A 20,241-nucleotide genomic window follows, 5' to 3' on the forward strand; every position below is an offset into this window, starting at 1 on the left:
TGGTCGCGCGGGCCCAATCAGGAGGCCCGCCTTGCGCGACAACTCGAAGCTGCCCGTTCCTAGACTGTCCTTGTGGCTGACCCATGCGGGTTTGCTGGCCGAGCAGGTTTTGCGCGCCTTTTGGCCGTTCTTCTCGGTACTGATGCTGGTTCTGGCCGCGTTGTTGCTGGGTCTGCACGATCTTGTCACTGTCGAAACTGTTTGGGGCGCCGCGGTGGTGGCGGTTGTCGCATTGGTTGTGACAGCTGTTTACGGGGTCCGGCGCGTTCACATACCGTCCCGGGCCGAAGCTTTGATCCGTTTGGATGAGACATTGCCGGGCCGTCCTATACAGGCGCTGCTGGATGATCAGGCGATTGGTGCGATGGACGCAGATTCCGTTGCCCTGTGGCAGGCCCATCAGGCCCGCATGGCAGCACGCGCAGCCCAGGCCGAACCTGTTTCGCCTGACCTTCGGCTCGCCTCGCGCGACCCGTTTGCCCTACGCTATGCGGCGATGCTGGCCTTGGTAGTGGGTCTGGTGTTCGGATCATTCTGGCGGATTGGGTCCGTGGCCGAGATGGCGCCGGGTACGGCACAGGCCGGGCCGGGAGCGACATGGGAGGGCTGGGTTGAGCCTCCGCGCTATACCGGATTGCCGACGCTCTATCTGGCCGATCAAAGTGGTCCGTCGCTGGTAGTGCCGCAAGGCAGCCGCATCACCTTGCGGTTCTATGGTGAGGTCGGTGCCCATACACTGACCGAGACGACATCACCCACCGGGGCCGAACTGGCGACCGAGCCGGAACAGGATTTTGTGGCCGAAACCTCGGGCCAGTTGAAGATCGAAGGTCCTGCTGCTCAGGAATGGGCGGTTCAGATCGTTGCCGACACTGCTCCGCAGATCGCAGTTTCGGGTCGGGCCGAGGCCGAGGCAGGCGGACAGATGAAACTGCCCTTTGATGCGGCGGATGATTACGGCGTGATCTCGGGCACGGCCCGGATTGAGCTGGATTTGGACAGTGTCGACCGCCGCTATGGTCTGGCCACCGACGCCGAACCGCGCGACGTGATTACCGTTGACCTGCCGATGCCGATCACCGGAGATCGCAGTGAATTCACCGAAGACCTGATCGAAGATTTCTCGGAACATCCCTGGGCGCATTTGCCGGTCAAGATCACGCTTTCGGCGCAGGACGCTGCAGAGCAGGTGGCGACATCCGAGATCTACCAGACCGATCTGCCCGCACGCAGGTTCTTTGACCCGCTTGCAGCAGCGATCATCGAACAGCGCCGTGACTTGCTGTGGTCCAAGGAAAACGCGCTGCGCGTGTCGCAGGTTTTGCGGGCTGTGTCCCATCTGCCGGATGGCGTGTTCCGGTCCGAGACCGCTTATTTGCGCCTTCGCGTGACCCTGCGCCGGCTTGAGGCGTTCGACAAATACGGGTTGAAGGACAAGCAGCAGGAAGAGATCGCGCAAGCATTGTGGGACCTGGCGATTCTGATCGAAGATGGCACGCTTGCGGATGCGCTCGAACGGATGCGTCGTGCACAGGAGCGCCTTACCGAAGCGATGCAGAATGGTGCAAGCGACGAAGAGATTGCCGAGTTGATGCAGGAATTGCGCGAGGCCACGCAGGACTATCTGCAACAACTTCAACGCCTGGCGCAGGAAAACGGTGAGGGTGGCGAGCAGCAGCAAGGTCAAAACGGTGAATCGATGCAGATGTCACAAGACGATCTGCAACGCATGATGGATCGCATTCAGGAACTGATGGAACAGGGCCGTATGGCCGAAGCGCAGCAGGCGCTGGAGGAGTTCCAGCAGATGATGGAGAATATGCGGGTCACCCAAGGCCAGGGCCAAGGCGGTCAATCCGAGGGCCAGCAGGCTATGGAAGGACTGGCCGAGACGCTGCGCGAACAGCAAGGGCTTAGTGATCAGGCTTTTCGTGATCTGCAAGAACAGTTCAATCCCGGCGCGCAGGCTGGTGACAGTCAGGGCAATGAAGGGCGCAATGGCGGCTCAGGCCGGGGCGAAAGCCACGAAGGCCAAGGCCAGGGAACGCCTGATGGCGAAGGTGAGGGCCAATCCGGCCAGCAGCAATCGCTGGCGGATCGTCAGCAAGCTTTGCGCAACGAGTTGAGCCGTCAGCAACAGGGCCTGCCCGGTGGTGGTACGCCTGAAGGTGACGCCGCGCGGGATGCGCTGGATCGGGCCGGTCGCGCCATGGATCAGGCCGAAGACGCTTTGCGCGGGGATGATCTGGCCGAAGCGATTGACCGCCAGTCCGAGGCGATGGAAGCGCTGCGGGAAGGTATGCGATCCTTGGGCGAGGCGATGGCTCAGAACCAGCAGAACCAACCGGGACAGGGAACGCAGGAAGGGGAGGCACAAGCCAACAGTCGTGACCCCTTGGGCCGGAATGCTGGCGCCAATGGATCAATCTCGACCGATGAGAACCTGTTGCAGGGCGAAGACGTCTATCGCCGCGCCCGCGAGTTGCTGGACGAAATCCGCCGCCGTACCGGCGATACGGATCGGCCCCAAGTCGAGCTGGACTATCTCAAACGGCTGTTGGAGCGGTTCTGACCCGAAGGGTCAGTTCTGCGCTGCGCCCGCGTCTGATTGCGCTTGCAACCACAAACGGGCCTGATCGACCATCGATACATAAGATTGCAACACGGGATCCGCTTGCGGTACCGCCTCGCTGATCTGGTTGGCGTTGCTGTAGATCAGCAGCAGGATCACACCGATGATGACAATCAGCGCAAAACCCCGCAGAAACCCGTTGGATTTGCGTGCCACCGGTGGCGCGTCGTTCAGATCGCCGACCGTCGCACTGCGCAGCCCGGAATTGATCGCTTCGACATCTGGCAGCTCTTTTTTCTTGCCGGCATCGCTTGCGGTCTGAGTCGCCGGTGGCCGTTTTGGCGCTACTTTAGCTGGAACCGGTGGGGGATCCAGAGCGAAGTCCGGCTGGCTTTCCAAGCTTCCACCTTCTTTGGCTCGCAGCTCCGACTCGCGCGCGGCTTCTTCCTGCAGAATGCTGCTGATTGAAGGGTCCAGATTGCTGGACTTCTTGGTCTCGGGCTTTGCTTCTGCAACCGGTTCGGGTTCTGCCGGAACGTCGGTTGTGGCCTCGGACGCGGCCGGTTCGGCCTCGGGCTCGGGAACAGGCTCGGGCTTTGGGGTCACGACCGTGTCTTCGGCGGCCTCTGGCACCTCTATCTCGTCGCTCTTTCCCTGAAACCACGTTTTTTCACAGTTTGAACACTGCACGTCGCGCCCGCCCTCGGGAATAACCTCGTCAGGGACTTCATATTGGGCACCGCAATTCGGGCATGTAATCCGCATTCTGCCTCCTGGCCCGCCTACTGGCCGGTCATCCTTTTTTCGAAACTTATATTCCGATACGAGGCTACCGCAAAGCGTGTTTTCGATCAGGGGGTGCAACTGTATCCAAAATGGAACCGATGAAGCATTGAAACCGTCGCAACTCTCGGGCAAGACACAGTGCATAAAAGATAAAGGGGACAGCTGTGATCGAGCTGGAAAATCTCAGCTACAGCTATGGTGATGGTGAGTTGCTGAGCGATGTTACGCTGCAATTGCAGCCCGGCTCGTTCCATTTTCTAACGGGGCCCTCCGGCGCTGGTAAAACCACCTTTCTCAAGCTCTGCTACGGCGCGTTGCAGGCAAGCGCTGGGCGACTGTCTGTCTTCGGCGACGATGTCGCCCGGCAGGATCGGGATCAGATGGCCTTGTTGCGTCGAAGGGTCGGCGTAGTGCATCAGGATTGTCGGTTTCTGGACCACCTGACCGTGGCCGAAAACGTGGCCTTGCCGCTGATGGTGTCAGGGCGTGCCGCCGAGACAGAAGATGCAAATCTTGGCGAGCTTTTGGATTGGGTTGGCCTTGGCACGCGTCGCGATGCGTACCCGCCTGAGCTGTCGGGTGGTGAACGCCAGCGCGCCGCTTTGGCACGGGCTGTGATCCTGTCACCGGATGTTGTGCTTGCGGATGAGCCGACGGGCAATGTCGACTGGGAGATGTCGCAGCGGTTGCTGCGCCTGTTGGTCGAGCTGAACCGGATGGGCAAGACCGTCCTGATCGCCACCCATGACCTCAGCCTGATCCGCGCCGCCAAAAGTCAGGTTCAGGCGCGCGTTCTGCGAATTTCGCAGCATGGGCTGCAACTGGCAGGAGCGGATCTATGATCAAGGATGACCTGCGCGCCCTGCTGCAACGCGACCGCAGCGCCGACCGTGTGGTGCCGCCCACCGGTTATACTGCTCAACTGACCCTGTTCGTCTCTGGCGCGATGGCGTTTTTGGCGGTTTTTGCGCTGGCGCTGTCGTTGGCCTCTGGCCGATTGGCCGATCGTTGGGCCTCGGAACTGGCAGGTGCTGCCACATTGCGGATCAACGCGCCGGCAGATCAGCGTGCCGCACAGACCGAGGCCGCCTTGGCGGTGCTGAGCCAGACGCCAGGCGTGGCGTCTGCCCGCGCCCTGACCACCGAAGAGCAGGTCGCCCTGCTTGCCCCCTGGTTCGGGCCTGATCTGCCGCTTGACAATTTGCCAGTGCCGCAGCTGATCGAAATTGTCGAGGGAGAGCCGGGCCTGGACGCCACCGGATTGCGCCTGCGATTGGGTGCAGAGGTGCCGGGTGCCGTGCTGGATGACCATTCCCGTTGGCGTGAACCTTTGGTCGAGGCTGCGGTGTCACTGAGGCGCCTTGGTTGGATCTCGATCCTGCTGATCGGCGGGGCCACCGCAGCGATGATCACGCTTGCGGCCAATGCTTCCCTTGCGGCCAATGCGCAGATCATCGAGGTTTTGCGTCAGATCGGCGCGCGGGACAGGTTCATCGCAGGTGCCTTTGTACGCCGCTTCACCCTGCGCGCTCTGTTTGGGGCTGCGGTTGGGACACTGTTCGGGATGTCCGGTGTTTTGTTGCTGCCCGAGGCCTCGGATGCAGGTGGTTTCCTGACCGGGCTGGGCTTTCAGGGCATCGGATGGCTGCTGCCCGCTCTGATCCCCCTGTTGGGCGCAGCCGTTGCCTTTGTGGCCACATGGGCCGCCGCGCGGCGCAAGTTGAAGGAGCTTTCGTGATGGCCACGGCCTTTCAATGGATCCGGTCACTGATCTTCATGATCGTGATCTATGCCTGGATGCTTATCCTGGGCATCGTCTTTGCGCCCTATGCGCTGTTTGCCAAACAAGGCGCGTTGCGGGCCTGCAAGACCTATGCACGAACAACCATGTGGATGGCGCGCTGGATGGTTGGCATCAGATGTGAAGTGCGCGGCAGTGTTCCAACCGGCGAAGTTGTTGTGGGGGCCAAGCACCAGTCGTTTCTGGACATCATAATGATCTTCAACGCGGTGCCGCATGGCAAGTTCATCATGAAGCGAGAGCTGCTGTGGACACCGATCATCGGTCTTTATGCGAAACGCCTGGGCTGCATCCCCGTCAATCGCGGGCGCAAAGGCGCAGCTGTGGCGAAGATGGTCAAAGATGTGGCCAAAGAGTTCAGCGAGCCCGGCCAGTTGGTGATCTACCCGCAGGGCACGCGGGTCGCGCCGGGCGTAAAGAAGCCATATAAAGTGGGCACGGCGGTGCTGTACGAGGGTCTTGCGTTTCCCTGTATCCCCGTGGCGACCAACGCGGGCGTGTTCTGGCCGCGCACCGGGATCCTGCGCAAACCGGGGCTGGCGATTGTCGATTTTCTTGATCCGATCGAGCCCGGTGTTCCAAAAGACTTGTTCCTGAAACGTTTGGAAGAGATGGTCGAGACACGCTCGAACAGTTTGATGCGCGAAGTGGGGTTTGATCCGGATGGAGTTCATTGAAGATATCGAGGCGCTGACCGCTCTTTATGGTGCCCCGGGGGCGCCGTCGTTGCGCAAAGTCGTTGATCATCTGACGCCGCTCTATCGTCAGTGGATCATGTCCTCACGGCTGTGCGTCCTCAGCACCGTAGGACCGGAAGGCGTTGATGGCAGTCCCAGAGGCGATGATGGCCCGGTTGTGTTGGAACTTGACCCTAAAACGCTGGCCTCGCCGGATTGGCGCGGGAACAACCGGTTGGATAGCCTGCGCAATATAGTCCGCGACCCCAGGGTTTCATTGATGTTTATGGTGCCAGGCTCGAACAATGTTGTGCGCGTGAACGGATCGGCACGCGTGACCGCGGACGAGGCTTTGCGCGCGCGGTTTGACAAGAACGGAAAACATCCCGCGACGGTCATCGTGATTTCGATCACCGAGATTTACTCGCAATGCGCCCGCGCGTTGATGCGTTCCGGCACCTGGTCCGCAGAGGATGAAAGCGCAAACTTGCCCAGCGTGGGTCAGCTGCTGGCCGAAGCCTCATCCGGGGAAGAGGGTGGCGCGCAATATGATAAAGACTGGGGACCGCGCGCCGCCAAGACAATGTGGTAGGTGCCCATAGCTGTCAGACAGCCGCCGCACCGATCTTTGCGACCTTGCTGATCCATCGGTCGACATGTCCGGGCTTGGGATAGCTGGCCCCCGCAAAATAGGTGAACCGTGTGGGTTTGAAGCCGACAAACCCCAGCACCTGATCTCGGACCTGACGGATCAGGGCTTGGCGATACACCAGTCGCATGAACCAACCCGGCGTGTCGGATGTCAGGATAACCCGCGCGGTACGACCCGTCAGGATCGGTGCCGGGAAACCAAGCTTGGTTGTATTGCGCGTGTCAAAAGTGCGCCCCGGAATGAACATTCGGTCGATCAGACCCTTGAGTTTCGCCGGAAGGCCGCCCCACCACATGGGCGTGGTCAGAACCAGATGATCGCTCCATTCAAAATCTTGCAAGACCTTTTCAAGCGCAGGCTCTAGGGGTTTGAAGTCGTCGTAACTGCCCTGGCCGAAATCTTGGTCGAACTGCAAGTCGCACAAGTGAATCATGCGAACGTCGTGGCCGTTTTGACGTGCGGCGTCTGCGTAGGTTTGCGCGAATGTCCGGGACAAGCTGCTTTCTGCGGGATGACCGTCAAGGATCAGGATCTTTTTACGCGGCATGGTGATTCTCCAAAAATGACCGTGGTCATTTACTAGAATCTAAAAGTGACCTCGGTCAGTATTAAATTTGACCACGGTCAAAAAACATGCAATCTGGGGCAATGCAAAAGACTGTGCAAAAGAGAACGCTCAAGACCCGTGCCCGGCTACTGGATGCGGCGACTGAACTTGTAAGCCAAGGCGGGTACGAGGCTTTACGTGTTGAAGATGTGGTAAAATCTGCGGGAGTCGCCAAAGGTACGTTCTTTGCGCATTTCCAGGACAAAGACGCTTTGATGGCACACCTGATCGGCGAAAAGCTGGCCGCGATCTTTGATCAGGTTGAACAAGATCCCGTGCCTGGTTCAGTTGCCGAACTTATTCAAGCCCTGGCTCCGGTGCATGACTTCATGACATCCGAGCGGTATGTGTTCGATCTGTTGATCCGGTATTCAGGAGCCGCGGCTATCACCGAAATTGGGCCTATCGCCCGTTGTTTCGAACGCTATGTCCGTGTCGTGGAAACCTGGCTGAACACGGTCCCTGCACGTCGCGACGTGACGTCGGAATTGCTGGCCGAAGGGGTGCAGGCCTTTGCAATTCAGGCCATGGCACTGACCTTCTGTGCCCTGCACGGGTCAGAGCGCTTTCAGGACAGGTTAGACATCTACCTGAAGGCGTGGTTGACCCCAGCGGCGTGATCGCCGCCGGGGCTTTGGTCTTAGCTGTGGATCGGGCCGTCTCCACAGGCCAAGGCGGCCTCGCGCACGGCCTCGGAATAGGTGGGATGCGCGTGGCAGGTTAGCGCCAGATCTTCGGCGGATGCGCCAAATTCCATGGCCACACACACCTCGTGGATCAGGTCTCCGGCGGCCGGACCGATGATATGCGCACCAAGGATGCGATCCGTTTCCTTGTCGGCCAGGATTTTGACAAACCCGTCTGATGCGAAATTCGCCTTGGCGCGCCCATTGCCCATGAACATGAACTTGCCAACCTTATAGGCGCGGCCCTGCTCTTTCAGCGTGGCTTCGGTTTCGCCCACATTGGCGACCTCGGGCCAGGTGTAGATCACACCGGGAATGACGCCATAGTTCACATGACCATGTTTGCCCGCGACCTGCTCAGCGGCGGCCATGCCTTCGTCTTCGGCTTTGTGCGCCAGCATCGGGCCATCGGTCACATCGCCAATGGCGTAGATGCCGGGCACGTTGGTTTGCCAATCGCTGCCCACTTTGATCTGACCGCGCGGCGTCACCTCGACGCCCAGAGCGTCCAGTCCCAGACCATCGGAATAAGGCTTGCGCCCGGTAGCGACCAGCACGGTATCTGCATCGATCACATGCTCGCTGTCATCTTTCAGCAACTTATAGGTGACCTTGGCCTTGGTCTTTGTGGCTTCGGTCTTTTGCACCGCAGCGCCCATTACAAAGTTCAGGCCCTGTTTCTTGAGGATCCGTTGGAAGGTCTTTTGCACCTCCGGGTCCATGCCTGGTGTGATCTCTTTGAGGTATTCGATCACCGTTACCTCGGCGCCCAAGCGGCTATAGACAGAGCCCAGTTCCAGCCCGATGACACCGGCGCCAATCACCACCATCTTTTTCGGGATCTTGCCCAGCGACAGCGCGCCAGTCGATGTGACAACAACCTTTTCGTCCACCTCGACCCCGGGCAGCGATGCAGGTTCAGAGCCCGAGGCAATGATGATGTTCTTGGTCTCGTGAACCTCGTCCCCCACCTTGACCTGACCCGCAGCGGGGATCGAGCCCCAACCTTTCAACCAGTCGATCTTGTTCTTCTTGAACAGAAACTCGATGCCCTTGGTGTTGCCTTCGATGACCTCATCCTTATAGGCCTGCATCTGCTTCCAATCGACCGAGGGGCTTTTGCCCTTCAGGCCCATCTTGGCAAAGTTATGCTCGGCCTCATGCAATTGATGACTGGCATGCAGCAGCGCCTTGGACGGGATACAGCCGACGTTCAGGCAGGTGCCACCCAGCGTCTCACGCCCTTCGACAACGGCGGTTTTCAGGCCCAGTTGGGCGCAGCGGATGGCACAGACATAGCCGCCAGGGCCGGCTCCGATTACGATGACGTCATAATTTGCCATATCTCAGGTCCTTTATGGGTTTTCGGGGAAGGGGCTGTGCCCCTAGGCCCGATCCGGGCGTCCCCCGGAGTATTTTAGGTAAGGTGAAGGTCGGCCCGCCTGCCTAGACAGGCTCCAACACCTTGATTTGAATATGGGCCACACCGCCGCGTTCGTGATGCATCGCCAGTTCTTCGGATTGCAGGAAATTCTCGGCCCGGTTCAGATTAGTGATTTCGAACAGCGCAACCGCGTGGTCTTTTTGCGCGGGGTCCTGCCAGATATGGAGGTCGCGGATCCCCGCGGCCTCTCTCATCTTTTTGTCTTCGCGGAACACTTTCAGCCAGACATCGAAATCCGCCACATCGGCTTGCCACAGAACATGGGTCGCCATGGTCACAGGTCCATCAGCAGGCGGCGTGGATCTTCGAGCGCTTCTTTGACGCGCACAAGGAAGGTGACCGCGCCTTTGCCGTCGACGATCCGGTGGTCGTAGGACAGAGCCAGATACATCATTGGGCGGATCTTGATCTCTCCGTTGATAACCATCGGACGGTCCTGGATCTTGTGCATCCCCAGAATACCCGATTGCGGCGGGTTCAGGATTGGTGAGGACATCAGCGAGCCATAGACACCCCCGTTTGAGATGGTGAAGGTACCGCCCTGCATCTCGGCCATCGACAGCTTGCCGTCGCGCGCGCGTTTGCCTTTTTCGGCGATGGCCTTTTCGATTGCAGCAAAGGACATGCTATCTGCATCACGGATCACCGGAACCACCAGCCCTTGTGGCGTACCGGCGGCCACGCCCATATGCACGAAGTTCTTGTAGACGATGTCGTTGCCATCGATCTCGGCATTCACTTCGGGCACTTCTTTCAGCGCATGACAGCAGGCCTTGGTGAAGAAGGACATAAAGCCCAGACGCACACCGTGTTTCTTTTCGAACTGGTCTTTGTACTGGTTGCGCAGAGCCATTACTTCGGTCATGTCCACCTCGTTATAGGTGGTCAGGATCGCGGCAGTGTTCTGCGCGTCTTTCAGGCGCTTGGCGATGGTCTGGCGCAGACGGGTCATGCGGACCCGTTCCTCGCGCGAGGCATCTTCGGCGGCAACTGGCGCACGCGGCGCCTGGGCCGCAGGGGCAGGGGTTGCTGCAGGTGCCGGGGCCGCTGCTGCGGCGACGGCTTTGGCCACGTCTTCTTTCATGATGCGGCCATCGCGCCCGGTGCCGGTGACCTGATCCGCTGACAGCCCGGCCTCGGCCATGGCTTTTTCAGCGGACGGAGCGTTGGCTACGTCTTTGCCGGTGTTTGCCGCAGCCGGTGCCGCTGCAGCGGCAGCAGGAGCAGGGGCAGCGCCGGTCGCCGAGCCAGAGATCACCGCAAGCTTGGCTGTAGCGTCCACAGTCGTACCCTCGGGGGCCGTGATTTCGGCCAGAACGCCCGCGGCGGGGGCCGGAACTTCGACCGAAACCTTGTCTGTTTCAAGCTCGCACAGCATCTCATCTTGCGCGACACTGTCGCCGACCTGTTTGAACCACGTCGAAACGGTCGCTTCGGTCACAGATTCACCCAGAGTGGGCACCATCACATCGACCGAACCGCCTGAAGCAGCAGGAGCCGCTGCGGGGGCTTCAGCGGCTGGGGCGGCGGGCGCGGGTGCTGCACCTTCACCGGCGGCAATTGTCGCCAGCAGTGCATCCACACCAACGGTTTCGCCTTCGGCAGCGACGATTTCGCCCATCACGCCAGCGGCGGGTGAGGGGACCTCGACCGTTACCTTGTCGGTTTCCAGCTCGCACAGCATTTCATCCACGGCGACCGCATCGCCGGGCTTCTTGAACCAGGTTGCAACCGTCGCCTCGGTGACCGACTCGCCCAACGTGGGAACACGAACTTCAATGGACATCATTACTTTCCTTCAATGCTCAGCGCTTCGTTCACCAGCGCTTCTTGTTGGGCTTTGTGTTGGCTGGCCAGTCCCGTGGCGGGTGAGGCCGAGGTTGCGCGTCCGGCATAGACCGGGCGAGTGTGTTTTGCTCCGATACGGGTCAGGACCCATTCGATATTGGGCTCGATAAAGGTCCACGCACCCTGGTTCTTGGGCTCTTCCTGACACCAGACCATCTCGGCCCCTTTGAACCGCTCAAGTTCGTTGATCAGGGAATGTGCCGGGAACGGATAGTATTGCTCGATCCGCAGTAGATAGACGTCATCAATACCGCGTGCGTCGCGTTCCTCGAGCAGGTCGTAGTAGACCTTGCCCGAGCACAGAACGACCCGTTTGATCTTGTCATCGGCCACCAGCTTGGTGTCAGAGTTGCCGTGCTGAGCGTCATCCCACAACACCCGGTGGAAGCTTGACCCGGTGGTGAACTGATCAGCTGTGCTGACCGCGAGCTTATGGCGCAGCAACGATTTCGGCGTGACCATGATCAGCGGCTTACGGAAGGTGCGGTGCAACTGACGGCGCAGGATGTGGAAATAGTTCGCAGGCGTCGTACAGTTCGCCACGATCCAGTTGTCCTGACCGCACATCTGCAGGAACCGCTCCAGCCGCGCAGATGAGTGTTCGGGGCCCTGGCCTTCGAACCCGTGCGGCAGCAGCGTGACCAGACCGGACATCCGCAGCCATTTGCTTTCGCCGGAGCTGATGAACTGATCGAACATGATTTGCGCGCCGTTGGCGAAGTCACCAAACTGCGCTTCCCACAGGGTCAGGGCGTTGGGTTCGGCCAGTGAGTAACCATACTCAAAGCCCAGAACGGCATATTCGCTGAGCATCGAGTCGATCACTTCGTAGTGCGATTGGCCGGGGCGGATATTGTTCAGCGGATAGTATCGCTCTTCGGTTTCCTGATGCACAAAGCCTGAATGGCGCTGGCTGAACGTCCCGCGCGTGGCGTCTTGCCCCGACAGACGGACCGGATAGCCTTCGGTCAGTAGCGAGCCAAAGGCCAGCGCTTCGCCGGTGGCCCAGTCAAAACCCGTACCGGTTTCGAACATCTTCTTTTTGTGCTCAAGCAGGCGGCCAACGGTCTTGTGCAGCGCAAAGCCGTCAGGCGCGCGGGTCAGAGCGTTGCCGACTTCGGCCAGCGTCTCGGGCGAGATTGCGGTTTCACCGCGGACGTATTCGTCCTTGTTCTTGTCCAGATGTGACCAGCGGCCATCGAGCCAATCGGCCTTGTTCGGCTTATAGTCTTTGCCTGCCTCAAACTCATCATTCAGATGCGCCTGGAACGCGGCTTTCATATCCTCGATCTCACCTTCGGGGATCAGGCCATCCTTGACCAGACGTTCGGTATACAAGGACAGCGTGGTCTTATGCGTCTTGATCCGCTTGTACATGACCGGGTTGGTGAACATGGGCTCGTCGCCCTCGTTGTGACCAAAGCGGCGATAGCAGAAGATGTCGATCACCACGTCCTTGTGGAACTTCTGACGGAACTCGGTTGCCACTTTCGCTGCATGAACCACAGCCTCGGGGTCATCGCCATTAACGTGGAAGATCGGTGCCTCGACCATCAGCGCGATATCCGTCGGGTACGGGCTGGAGCGAGAGAAGTGCGGTGCAGTGGTAAAGCCGATCTGGTTGTTCACCACGATATGCATCGTGCCGCCGGTCTTGTGCCCGCGCAGACCCGACAGGCCAAAGCCTTCGGCCACGACGCCCTGACCCGCAAAAGCCGCATCGCCGTGCAGCAGGATGCCCATCACCCGCGTGCGGTCGGTGTCGTTCAACTGATCCTGCTTGGCACGGACCTTACCCAGCACCACCGGGTTCACCGCCTCAAGGTGCGAGGGGTTGGCGGTCAGCGACAGGTGGACACTGTTGCCATCAAACTCGCGGTCGCTGGAAGCGCCCAGGTGATACTTCACATCGCCCGAGCCATCGACATCTTCGGGTTTGAAGCTGCCACCCTGAAACTCGTTGAAAATCGCGCGGTATGGCTTGCCCATCACGTTAGCCAGAATATTCAGACGCCCCCGGTGCGGCATTCCGATAACGATGTCGCTCAGCCCCAGCGCACCGCCACGCTTGATGATCTGCTCCATCGCCGGGATCAGCGCTTCACCGCCGTCCAGGCCAAACCGCTTGGTGCCCATGTATTTGACATGGAGGAATTTCTCGAATCCCTCGGCCTCGACCATCTTGTTCAGGATTGCCTTGCGGCCTTCCTTGGTGAAGGCGATTTCCTTGCCATAGCCCTCGATCCGCTCTTTCAGCCAGGCGGCCTCTTCGGGGTTCGAGATATGCATGTATTGCAGCGCAAAAGTGCCGCAATAGGTCCGCTTTACGATCTCGACGATCTGCCGCATCGAGGCGACCTGAAGGCCCAAAACGTTGTCGATAAAGATCGGACGATCCATATCCGCTTCGGTGAACCCATAGGTTTTCGGATCCAGCTCGGGGTGAGTGCTGGCCGCACGCATCCCCAACGGGTCCAGATCGGCGGCCAGATGGCCCCGGATCCGATAGGCCCGGATCAGCATCAGCGCGCGCAGACTGTCCAGAACCGCGCGTTTGATCTGATCGTCGCTGATCTCAACACCCTTGTCCGCGGCTTTGTCCTTGATCTTTTTGCCCGCTGCCTTGGCGTCGATCTCGGCCCATTCCCCGGTCAGCGCGCCCGTCAGGTCATCGGCGGGCATTGGCGGCCAGTCGGTCCGCGCCCAGGACGGGCCTTCAGCCTCGCGCTGCACATCCGGCGTGGCATCGCCCATCGCCTTGAAGAACTCCGCCCAGGCCGCATCTACCGCGCCCGGGTTCTTGGTGTACTGGGCGTATAGCTGCTCCAGATATTCGGCATTGTGGCCCTGCATGAAGCTAGAGGCATGAAAGGCAGTGTTGGGCGTATGTTCGGTCATGGGAGTACCTCATATGGGTTGGGACCGTATTTATTGGGGCCTGGCTGACTGGGGCGGGTCAGCCACCACAGAACCAGAAGGGGCGACACAAACAGGACGATCAGTGTCGGAATGACGATCAGCAGCGTGGCGCGCGTGAACAGGATGTCCAGCGTCCCACCATGAAACTGGTTGGCAAGGCCAATGCCAAAGATGAGCACGGCCAACGCACCGAGTATCAACAGGATCGGCAGAAGGGCAAAAAGCCCGCTGCGCCCTGTATCATGCATCCGCCGCCACGCGACGGCCAGATGCGGGAAAAAGACGATCAGGCCAACGATGGATTGCACCGGTTGGCTGGACGTGGCCGTAACGCTTGTGCTGCTGTCGGTTTGCGAGGTCGAAACCTGCGTGAAAAACTGCCAGTCGATGATCCCGGCGATGATGTTCCAGATCACGATGAACAGGAAAAAGAACCAGTATTCGGGCCGCGCGGCACGACCCGAGAAGGTGAAGAACTTGGAGAAACAGGTGCGGATGGCGTCAGAGAAGGTCATTACAAATCCCTACACCTCATTTCTCGATTGCGCAGTCATAGGTGGTTTGACGACGCCCCAAATACCAAAGAAAGCTTCCGACACTTGTATCGGAATCCAATCGGGCCGTTCCGTCGAGTTGTGAGCACCACATATCTGCCGCCGCTCGTATTTCGTCTTTGCCGACGCGAAACCTATTATATGTGAACGCGATTTTATCGTCTTCCAATATGTTGGTCTCAGCACCATGCACGCCCGGAATAACCCTAACGATGAACCGATCCATTGGGGTGACGTCAGTGTTTTGAGCTGCCAGGGACGTGCCTATCCACGTGAGTATCACTGTAAGTCTCGCCCGGCGGTACTGCCGGGCAGCGCCCGACCGCCCCCATGGGCGGGCGCTTTGCGCCCACCCGCGGTCGGGCGCTGCCCTTGGCACATATGTGCGACGGGCAATCATCAATCAGCCAATCGCTTCCAACACGGCCTCACCCAGGGTCGCAGGGCTTTCCGCCACTACGATACCGGCCGAGCGCATGGCTTCGATCTTGTCCTCGGCACCGCCTTTGCCACCAGCGACAATCGCGCCTGCGTGGCCCATGCGGCGGCCCGGAGGGGCTGTGCGGCCTGCGATGAAACCGGCGACCGGCTTTTTGCGGCCCTTCTTGGCCTCATCCGCCAGGAACTGCGCGGCTTCTTCCTCGGCCGAGCCGCCGATCTCACCGATCATGATGATCGAGTGGGTCTCGTCATCGGCCAGGAACCATTCCAGCACGTCGATATGCTCGGTGCCTTTGATCGGGTCGCCGCCGATACCCACGCAGGTGGACTGGCCCAGACCCACATCGGTGGTCTGCTTTACGGCCTCATAGGTCAGCGTGCCCGAACGCGACACAACGCCGACCGAGCCGCGCTTGTGGATATGGCCGGGCATGATGCCGATCTTGCAGGCGTCGGGCGTGATGACACCGGGGCAGTTCGGCCCGATCAGGCGTGATTTGCTGCCTTCCAGCGCGCGTTTCACCTTCATCATATCCAGAACCGGGATGCCTTCGGTGATCGCTACGATCACCTCCATCTCGGCATCAATGGCTTCTAGGATCGAGTCTGCCGCGAAAGGAGGCGGCACATAGATCACCGAGGCGTTGGCTTCGGTCACATGCTTGGCCTCGTGGACCGAGTTGAACACGGGCAGGTCAAGATGTGTCATCCCACCTTTGCCGGGGGTCACACCGCCGACCATTTTTGTGCCATAGGCGATGGCCTGTTCGCTGTGGAATGTGCCCTGCGAGCCGGTAAAGCCCTGACAGATCACTTTGGTATTTTCGTCGATGAGGACTGCCATTAGCTTGGCTCCTTTAATTTATCTTCCCAGCATTCCGGTGTCGCGGGAGACGGTTGATTCTTTCGAGATTTGTAAGTTCGTCGAGTTGTTTCTACGGCAATTACGAACAAGGCGATTGAAACGAACCAAATTGTAGGCGGTGTCCAGCCTTTCCATTCGCCAGTTGAAAGAACGTAGGCATAGATCACGAGAGAGGAGAAACTTGGGAGGTGTATGCTTATGGCTTGGGATGCAGATCTCAGAAACGTCTTTTGCTCTTCGACATTACCTTGACGAGTGTACCAGTCCCAAGTAGGCGCCCAGTTTTTGTTCTCGATCCAGTAAGGGTTTAACTGCCAACGGATAAAGTTGGCTAACTTTTCGACTGCATCGACGTGCGCGCGTATTTGAACTGCTACCACAAGCGAAAAGACGCTTGATATCGCATAGGCCTCCATCGGTATCCCATATTGGCGAGCAGCAATCAGAGCGGTAACGAGTGCCACCGAACCCACCATATATATTTCGACAAGTTTTTCCCGAAATCCTAGGCGCATGAGAATTTCCGCACGGGCATCTTGAAAAGATGCCTGTGCCAGCGCCATCTGGCTTTCGACATTCGGATCGCCACTATACATTTGGCACTAACCCTTAACCGCCTTCACGATCTTCTCAGCACCGTCTTTCAGGTTGTCCGCAGCGATCACGTCGAGGCCCGAGGTGTTGATGATCTCTTTGCCTTTCTCGACATTCGTGCCTTCCAGACGCACGACCAGCGGTACCTTCAGGCCAACCTCTTTCACGGCGGCGACAACGCCCTCGGCGATGACGTCACAGCGCATGATGCCGCCAAAGATGTTGACCAGGATGCCTTTGACGTTTTCGTCCGAGGTGATGATCTTGAACGCCTCGGTTACTTTCTCTTTGGTCGCACCACCACCGACGTCGAGGAAGTTGGCAGGCTCGGCCCCGTAAAGCTTGATGATGTCCATCGTCGCCATCGCCAGACCGGCGCCGTTGACCATGCACCCGATCTCACCATCCAGAGCGATATAGTTCAGGTCGTATTTCGAGGCTTCCAGTTCTTTGGGGTCTTCTTCGGTCTCGTCGCGCAGTTCGGCGATGTCAGGGTGGCGATAGACCGCGTTGCCGTCGAAGCCGACCTTGGCATCTAGAACCTTGAGGTCACCGCTGTCCGAGACGATCAGCGGGTTGATTTCCAGCATCTCCATGTCTTTTTCGACAAAGGCTTTGTAAAGCTGGCTCATCAGTTTGACGCATTGTTTGATCTGTGCGCCCTGCAGGCCCAAGGAAAAGGCAATGCGGCGGCCGTGATAGGGTTGATAGCCCGTGGCTGGATCAACCGAGAAGGACAGGATTTTCTCGGGCGTTTCCGCAGCGACTTCTTCGATGTCCATGCCGCCTTCGGTCGAGCAGACGAACGAGATGCGGCTGGTCTGACGATCGACCAGCAGGGCGAGATAAAGCTCGCGCTCGATGCCAGAACCGGCTTCGATATAGATGCGGTTGACCTGCTTGCCCGCCGGGCCGGTCTGATGCGTGACCAGCGTCCGGCCCAGCATCTTTTTGGCTTCTTCGGCGGCTTCTTCCACCGATTTGGTCAGACGGACACCGCCCTTTTCACCTGCGTCAGCCTCTTTGAATGAGCCTTTCCCGCGTCCGCCCGCATGGATCTGTGCTTTGACAACCCACAAGGGTCCATCCAACTCACCGGCTGCGGTTTTGGCTTCCTCGGCGCGCAGAACGGCGCGACCGTCGGAGACCGGAGCGCCATAGCTGCGAAGAAGCGCTTTGGCCTGATATTCGTGAATGTTCATCGAATTTGTCCCGTCTGACTGTAATTCCCCTGTTATAGGGGTGTCTAGCGGGCAAGGTTAAAGGCTTTTTTGACGTTGAAGAGCTTTTTCACGAAGATTTTCACTATTTGTGATCACAGCATTTTGGGGTGTGATCACAAATTTAGCTGCGTAAGTTGAGCTTGATTCGATTCAGCGCGCTGAACCAGGAAAACAGTTTTGAAAAAGGTGTTTGCGGGGTTTGCGCCAACAGGTGACTAGCCCACAATTTTGAGACCGAAGGTCTTTGATGGAGCACCGACCCATGTTGAGGGCCGGTGTTCTGAGTGTCAAACTGACCTTATGCCAGCGAGCTGTCGATGCCTTTGCAGGCCTCGATCAGGCCTTTGACCGCATTGACCGAGTTGTCGAAACCAGCTTGCTCTTCTTCGTTGAGCTTGATGTTGACCACACGCTCGACACCACCAGCGCCGATCACTGTGGGGACGCCCACATACATGCCTTTGACACCCAACTCGCCGTCGCAATAGGCAGCGCAGGGCAGGACGCGTTTTTGGTCTTTCAGATAAGCTTCCGCCATTTCGATCGCCGATGTTGCCGGCGCATAGAAAGCCGAACCGGTTTTCAGCAGGCCAACGATCTCGGCACCGCCGTCGCGGGTGCGTTGAACGATGGCGTCCAGTTTCTCTTGCGTGGTCCAGCCCATCTCGACCAGATCGGGCAGAGGGATACCGGCCACGGTAGAATAGCGTACCGAGGGAACCATGGTGTCGCCGTGACCACCCAGAACAAAGGCGGTGACGTCGCGCATGGACACGTTGAACTCTTCCGACAGGAAATGAGCGAAACGGCCCGAGTCCAGAACACCTGCCATGCCGCAGACCTTGTTGTGGGGCAGGCCCGAGAATTCGCGCAGGGCCCAGACCATCGCGTCCAGCGGGTTGGTGATGCAGATGACAAATGCATCGGGCGCGTTGGCGGCGATGCCTTCGCCCACCGACTTCATGACCTTGAGGTTGATGCCCAGCAAATCGTCACGGCTCATACCGGGTTTGCGCGGAACACCTGCGGTGACGATGCAGACATCGGCGCCTGCGATATCCTCGTAAGACTGGGTACCTTTGAGCTTGGCGTCGAAACCTTCCGACGGGCCGGATTCGGCGATATCCAGCGCCTTGCCTTCCGGGGTGCCTTCGGCGATGTCGAACAGGACAACATCACCCAGTTCTTTCATTGCTGCGAGGTGGGCGAGCGTACCGCCGATCTGACCTGCGCCGATCAGCGCGATCTTGGGTCTGGCCATTTGGAATATCTCCGATGGGTTTTGAAATCGCGGTTTTGCTAGTCGTAAATGCGGCGTCGTGCAAGTGTTCTGCGGCGCGGCATGCCACCGCATACTGTTTGCGCGCCCCTGGCCGGTTGCGCTAAACCGCCTGTGACTCATGTCTATTTCCGGGAAATAAAATGTTCGAGATGAACCTGATGTTTTTTGCCGTAGCGATCCCGGCGGTGATCTTTGCGGGCATCTCGAAGGGTGGGTTCGGCTCGGGCGTGGCCTTTGCGTCCTCATCGATTCTGGCGCTGATCCTGACACCGGGGCAGGCGTTGGCGTTGATGCTGCCGATCCTCATGGTGATTGATGTGGCCACTTTGGGCCCCTATTGGAAGCGCTGGAGCTGGCGAGATTCGTGGCTTCTGATCCTGGGCGCAGTACCGGGTGTCGCCTTGGGCGCATGGCTGTATCGCGCCACGGATGATGATCTGTTGCGTTTGCTGATCGGAGCGATTTCGGTCGGATTTGTGATCTGGCATATCGCGCAAAGCAAAGGCTGGATCCGAGGATTTGCCAATCGTTTACCACCTATTGCCGGGGTGGTTGCCGGGCTTGTGGCGGGCTTCACCAGCTTTGTCAGTCACGCTGGTGGTCCACCCGCCGCTGTGTATCTGCTGTCGCAGCGCCTGTCGAAGACCGAGTTTCAGGCCTCAACCGTTCTTGTCTTCTGGGTTATCAACATCGCGAAGTTCATACCCTATGCCTATTTGGGCCTGTTCACCTGGCACACGGCCTTGGCCGACCTGTTGCTGACCCCTTTCGCGATTTTTGGCGCCTGGCTGGGCGTTCGGGCGCACGTAATGATGTCCGAACGCCTGTTCTTTGGGATCACCTATGTCTTGCTGACCATCACAGGCAGCAAGCTGATTTGGGACGCATTGACCTAGGTGTTGGGTGGAAGCGCTTCGGTCAGAGGTTCATAGCTTTCACCAGACGCTATCAGGCAGGTCCGGCCATCGGGAAGAGTCACGGTAATGGTCCAACTACCGCTCGTGCTGGAGGCAAAGACCTCCATCACCGCGCCTTGCCGGGCAAGGCCAAGACCCCGGCGCGTCTCTCCGTAGTTTTCTTCCAGTTGCTGCACCACATCAGCACGCGGTGCACATTGGCGAGGTTGTGCATTCAATTGCTGGGCGGTCATTACCAACAACCCCATCCCCATAGTCGCTTTCATCATCTTGTTCATTTGAATCCCCAAATAACCCGTGTCGTTAACCTGAAGAGAGGACGCCTAAATCGGGTTAAACCAACGCGCGTTGCGCTCTTGGAAACAGCAATTGC

19 protein-coding genes are annotated in these 20,241 nt (G+C 58.9%); 7 read left to right on the top strand and 12 right to left on the bottom strand.

The genetic code is table 11. From position 1 onward, the window contains the following. Positions 1–31: 31 nt before the first annotated feature. Positions 32–2,572 carry a TIGR02302 family protein gene (locus tag GOX45_RS11280; protein ID WP_171100921.1) on the top strand — a complete coding sequence of 847 codons (2,541 nt, stop codon included), beginning with the start codon at positions 32–34 and terminating at the stop codon, positions 2,570–2,572. A gap of 9 nt (positions 2,573–2,581) precedes the next feature. On the opposite strand, the gene GOX45_RS11285 is transcribed toward GOX45_RS11280, so the two are convergent. Continuing rightward, positions 2,582–3,337 (bottom strand): zinc-ribbon domain-containing protein, encoded by a 756-nt coding sequence (locus tag GOX45_RS11285; RefSeq protein ID WP_171100923.1) that lies wholly within the window; start codon positions 3,335–3,337, stop codon positions 2,582–2,584. Positions 3,338–3,522: 185 nt separating this feature from the next. Between GOX45_RS11285 and GOX45_RS11290 the strand changes: the two genes are divergently transcribed. The 4 genes from GOX45_RS11290 to GOX45_RS11305 are packed head-to-tail and all read left to right on the top strand — an operon-like array spanning position 3,523 to position 6,428. Continuing rightward, positions 3,523–4,200, top strand: coding sequence for an ATP-binding cassette domain-containing protein (locus tag GOX45_RS11290; protein ID WP_171100925.1), 678 nt, complete (start codon positions 3,523–3,525; stop codon positions 4,198–4,200). Continuing rightward, positions 4,197–5,096, top strand: a complete 900-nt coding sequence (locus tag GOX45_RS11295; protein ID WP_171100928.1) for an ABC transporter permease — start codon at positions 4,197–4,199, stop codon at positions 5,094–5,096. Before GOX45_RS11290 ends, GOX45_RS11295 begins: the two co-directional genes overlap by 4 nt. Beyond that, complete coding sequence (locus tag GOX45_RS11300; RefSeq protein WP_171100929.1) at positions 5,096–5,836, top strand: 1-acyl-sn-glycerol-3-phosphate acyltransferase; 741 nt, start codon at positions 5,096–5,098, stop codon at positions 5,834–5,836. The genes GOX45_RS11295 and GOX45_RS11300 overlap by 1 nt, the downstream gene beginning before the upstream one ends. After that, positions 5,823–6,428 (top strand): pyridoxamine 5'-phosphate oxidase family protein, encoded by a 606-nt coding sequence (locus GOX45_RS11305; protein ID WP_171100931.1) that lies wholly within the window; start codon positions 5,823–5,825, stop codon positions 6,426–6,428. Before GOX45_RS11300 ends, GOX45_RS11305 begins: the two co-directional genes overlap by 14 nt. Before the next feature lie 13 nt (positions 6,429–6,441). Here GOX45_RS11305 and GOX45_RS11310 read toward each other — a convergent pair whose 3' ends face one another. Further along, positions 6,442–7,035, bottom strand: a complete 594-nt coding sequence (locus tag GOX45_RS11310) for an NAD(P)H-dependent oxidoreductase (RefSeq protein WP_171100933.1) — start codon at positions 7,033–7,035, stop codon at positions 6,442–6,444. A 101-nt stretch (positions 7,036–7,136) separates the two neighbouring features. On the opposite strand from GOX45_RS11310, the gene GOX45_RS11315 reads away from it, so the two are divergent. Further along, entirely contained in the window at positions 7,137–7,715 is a 579-nt protein-coding gene (locus GOX45_RS11315; protein ID WP_171100935.1) for a TetR/AcrR family transcriptional regulator, read from the top strand. A gap of 20 nt (positions 7,716–7,735) precedes the next feature. Here GOX45_RS11315 and lpdA read toward each other — a convergent pair whose 3' ends face one another. The 9 genes from lpdA to mdh all read right to left on the bottom strand — a co-directional run bounded on the left by lpdA (position 7,736) and on the right by mdh (position 18,930). Beyond that, complete coding sequence (lpdA, locus tag GOX45_RS11320; protein ID WP_171100937.1) at positions 7,736–9,124, bottom strand: dihydrolipoyl dehydrogenase; 1,389 nt, start codon at positions 9,122–9,124, stop codon at positions 7,736–7,738. A gap of 103 nt (positions 9,125–9,227) precedes the next feature. Continuing rightward, complete coding sequence (locus GOX45_RS11325) at positions 9,228–9,497, bottom strand: hypothetical protein (protein ID WP_171100940.1); 270 nt, start codon at positions 9,495–9,497, stop codon at positions 9,228–9,230. Positions 9,498–9,499: 2 nt separating this feature from the next. Continuing rightward, complete coding sequence (gene odhB / locus GOX45_RS11330; RefSeq protein ID WP_171100941.1) at positions 9,500–11,011, bottom strand: 2-oxoglutarate dehydrogenase complex dihydrolipoyllysine-residue succinyltransferase; 1,512 nt, start codon at positions 11,009–11,011, stop codon at positions 9,500–9,502. Positions 11,012–11,013: 2 nt separating this feature from the next. Next, positions 11,014–13,971 (bottom strand): 2-oxoglutarate dehydrogenase E1 component, encoded by a 2,958-nt coding sequence (locus tag GOX45_RS11335; RefSeq protein ID WP_171100944.1) that lies wholly within the window; start codon positions 13,969–13,971, stop codon positions 11,014–11,016. Continuing rightward, a complete protein-coding gene (locus GOX45_RS11340; RefSeq protein WP_171100946.1) occupies positions 13,968–14,507 on the bottom strand; it encodes a DUF805 domain-containing protein in 540 nt (179 codons plus the stop codon). Before GOX45_RS11340 ends, GOX45_RS11335 begins: the two co-directional genes overlap by 4 nt. A gap of 442 nt (positions 14,508–14,949) precedes the next feature. After that, the gene (gene sucD, locus GOX45_RS11345; RefSeq protein WP_170462664.1) at positions 14,950–15,831 is read right to left on the bottom strand and encodes a succinate--CoA ligase subunit alpha; all 882 of its coding nucleotides are present in this window, start codon (positions 15,829–15,831) and stop codon (positions 14,950–14,952) included. Continuing rightward, complete coding sequence (locus GOX45_RS11350) at positions 15,831–16,448, bottom strand: hypothetical protein (protein ID WP_171100947.1); 618 nt, start codon at positions 16,446–16,448, stop codon at positions 15,831–15,833. The genes sucD and GOX45_RS11350 overlap by 1 nt, the downstream gene beginning before the upstream one ends. Positions 16,449–16,454: 6 nt before the next feature. After that, positions 16,455–17,648: an ADP-forming succinate--CoA ligase subunit beta gene (gene sucC, locus GOX45_RS11355; protein ID WP_171100949.1), complete on the bottom strand. Its 1,194-nt coding sequence runs from the start codon at positions 17,646–17,648 to the stop codon at positions 16,455–16,457. A 319-nt stretch (positions 17,649–17,967) separates the two neighbouring features. Further along, on the bottom strand, positions 17,968–18,930 hold the full coding sequence (gene mdh, locus GOX45_RS11360) for a malate dehydrogenase (protein WP_171100951.1): 963 nt from the start codon (positions 18,928–18,930) through the stop codon (positions 17,968–17,970). Positions 18,931–19,091: 161 nt separating this feature from the next. On the opposite strand from mdh, the gene GOX45_RS11365 reads away from it, so the two are divergent. Continuing rightward, positions 19,092–19,847 (top strand): sulfite exporter TauE/SafE family protein, encoded by a 756-nt coding sequence (locus tag GOX45_RS11365; RefSeq protein ID WP_171100953.1) that lies wholly within the window; start codon positions 19,092–19,094, stop codon positions 19,845–19,847. On the opposite strand, the gene GOX45_RS11370 is transcribed toward GOX45_RS11365, so the two are convergent. Further along, complete coding sequence (locus GOX45_RS11370) at positions 19,844–20,137, bottom strand: hypothetical protein (protein ID WP_254446010.1); 294 nt, start codon at positions 20,135–20,137, stop codon at positions 19,844–19,846. The two genes, GOX45_RS11365 and GOX45_RS11370, sit on opposite strands and share 4 nt — an antisense overlap. Between the last annotated feature and the right edge of the window lie 104 nt (positions 20,138–20,241).

The sequence above is a fragment of the Ruegeria sp. HKCCD7255 genome (assembly GCF_013031565.1).
Taxonomy (GTDB): domain Bacteria; phylum Pseudomonadota; class Alphaproteobacteria; order Rhodobacterales; family Rhodobacteraceae; genus Ruegeria.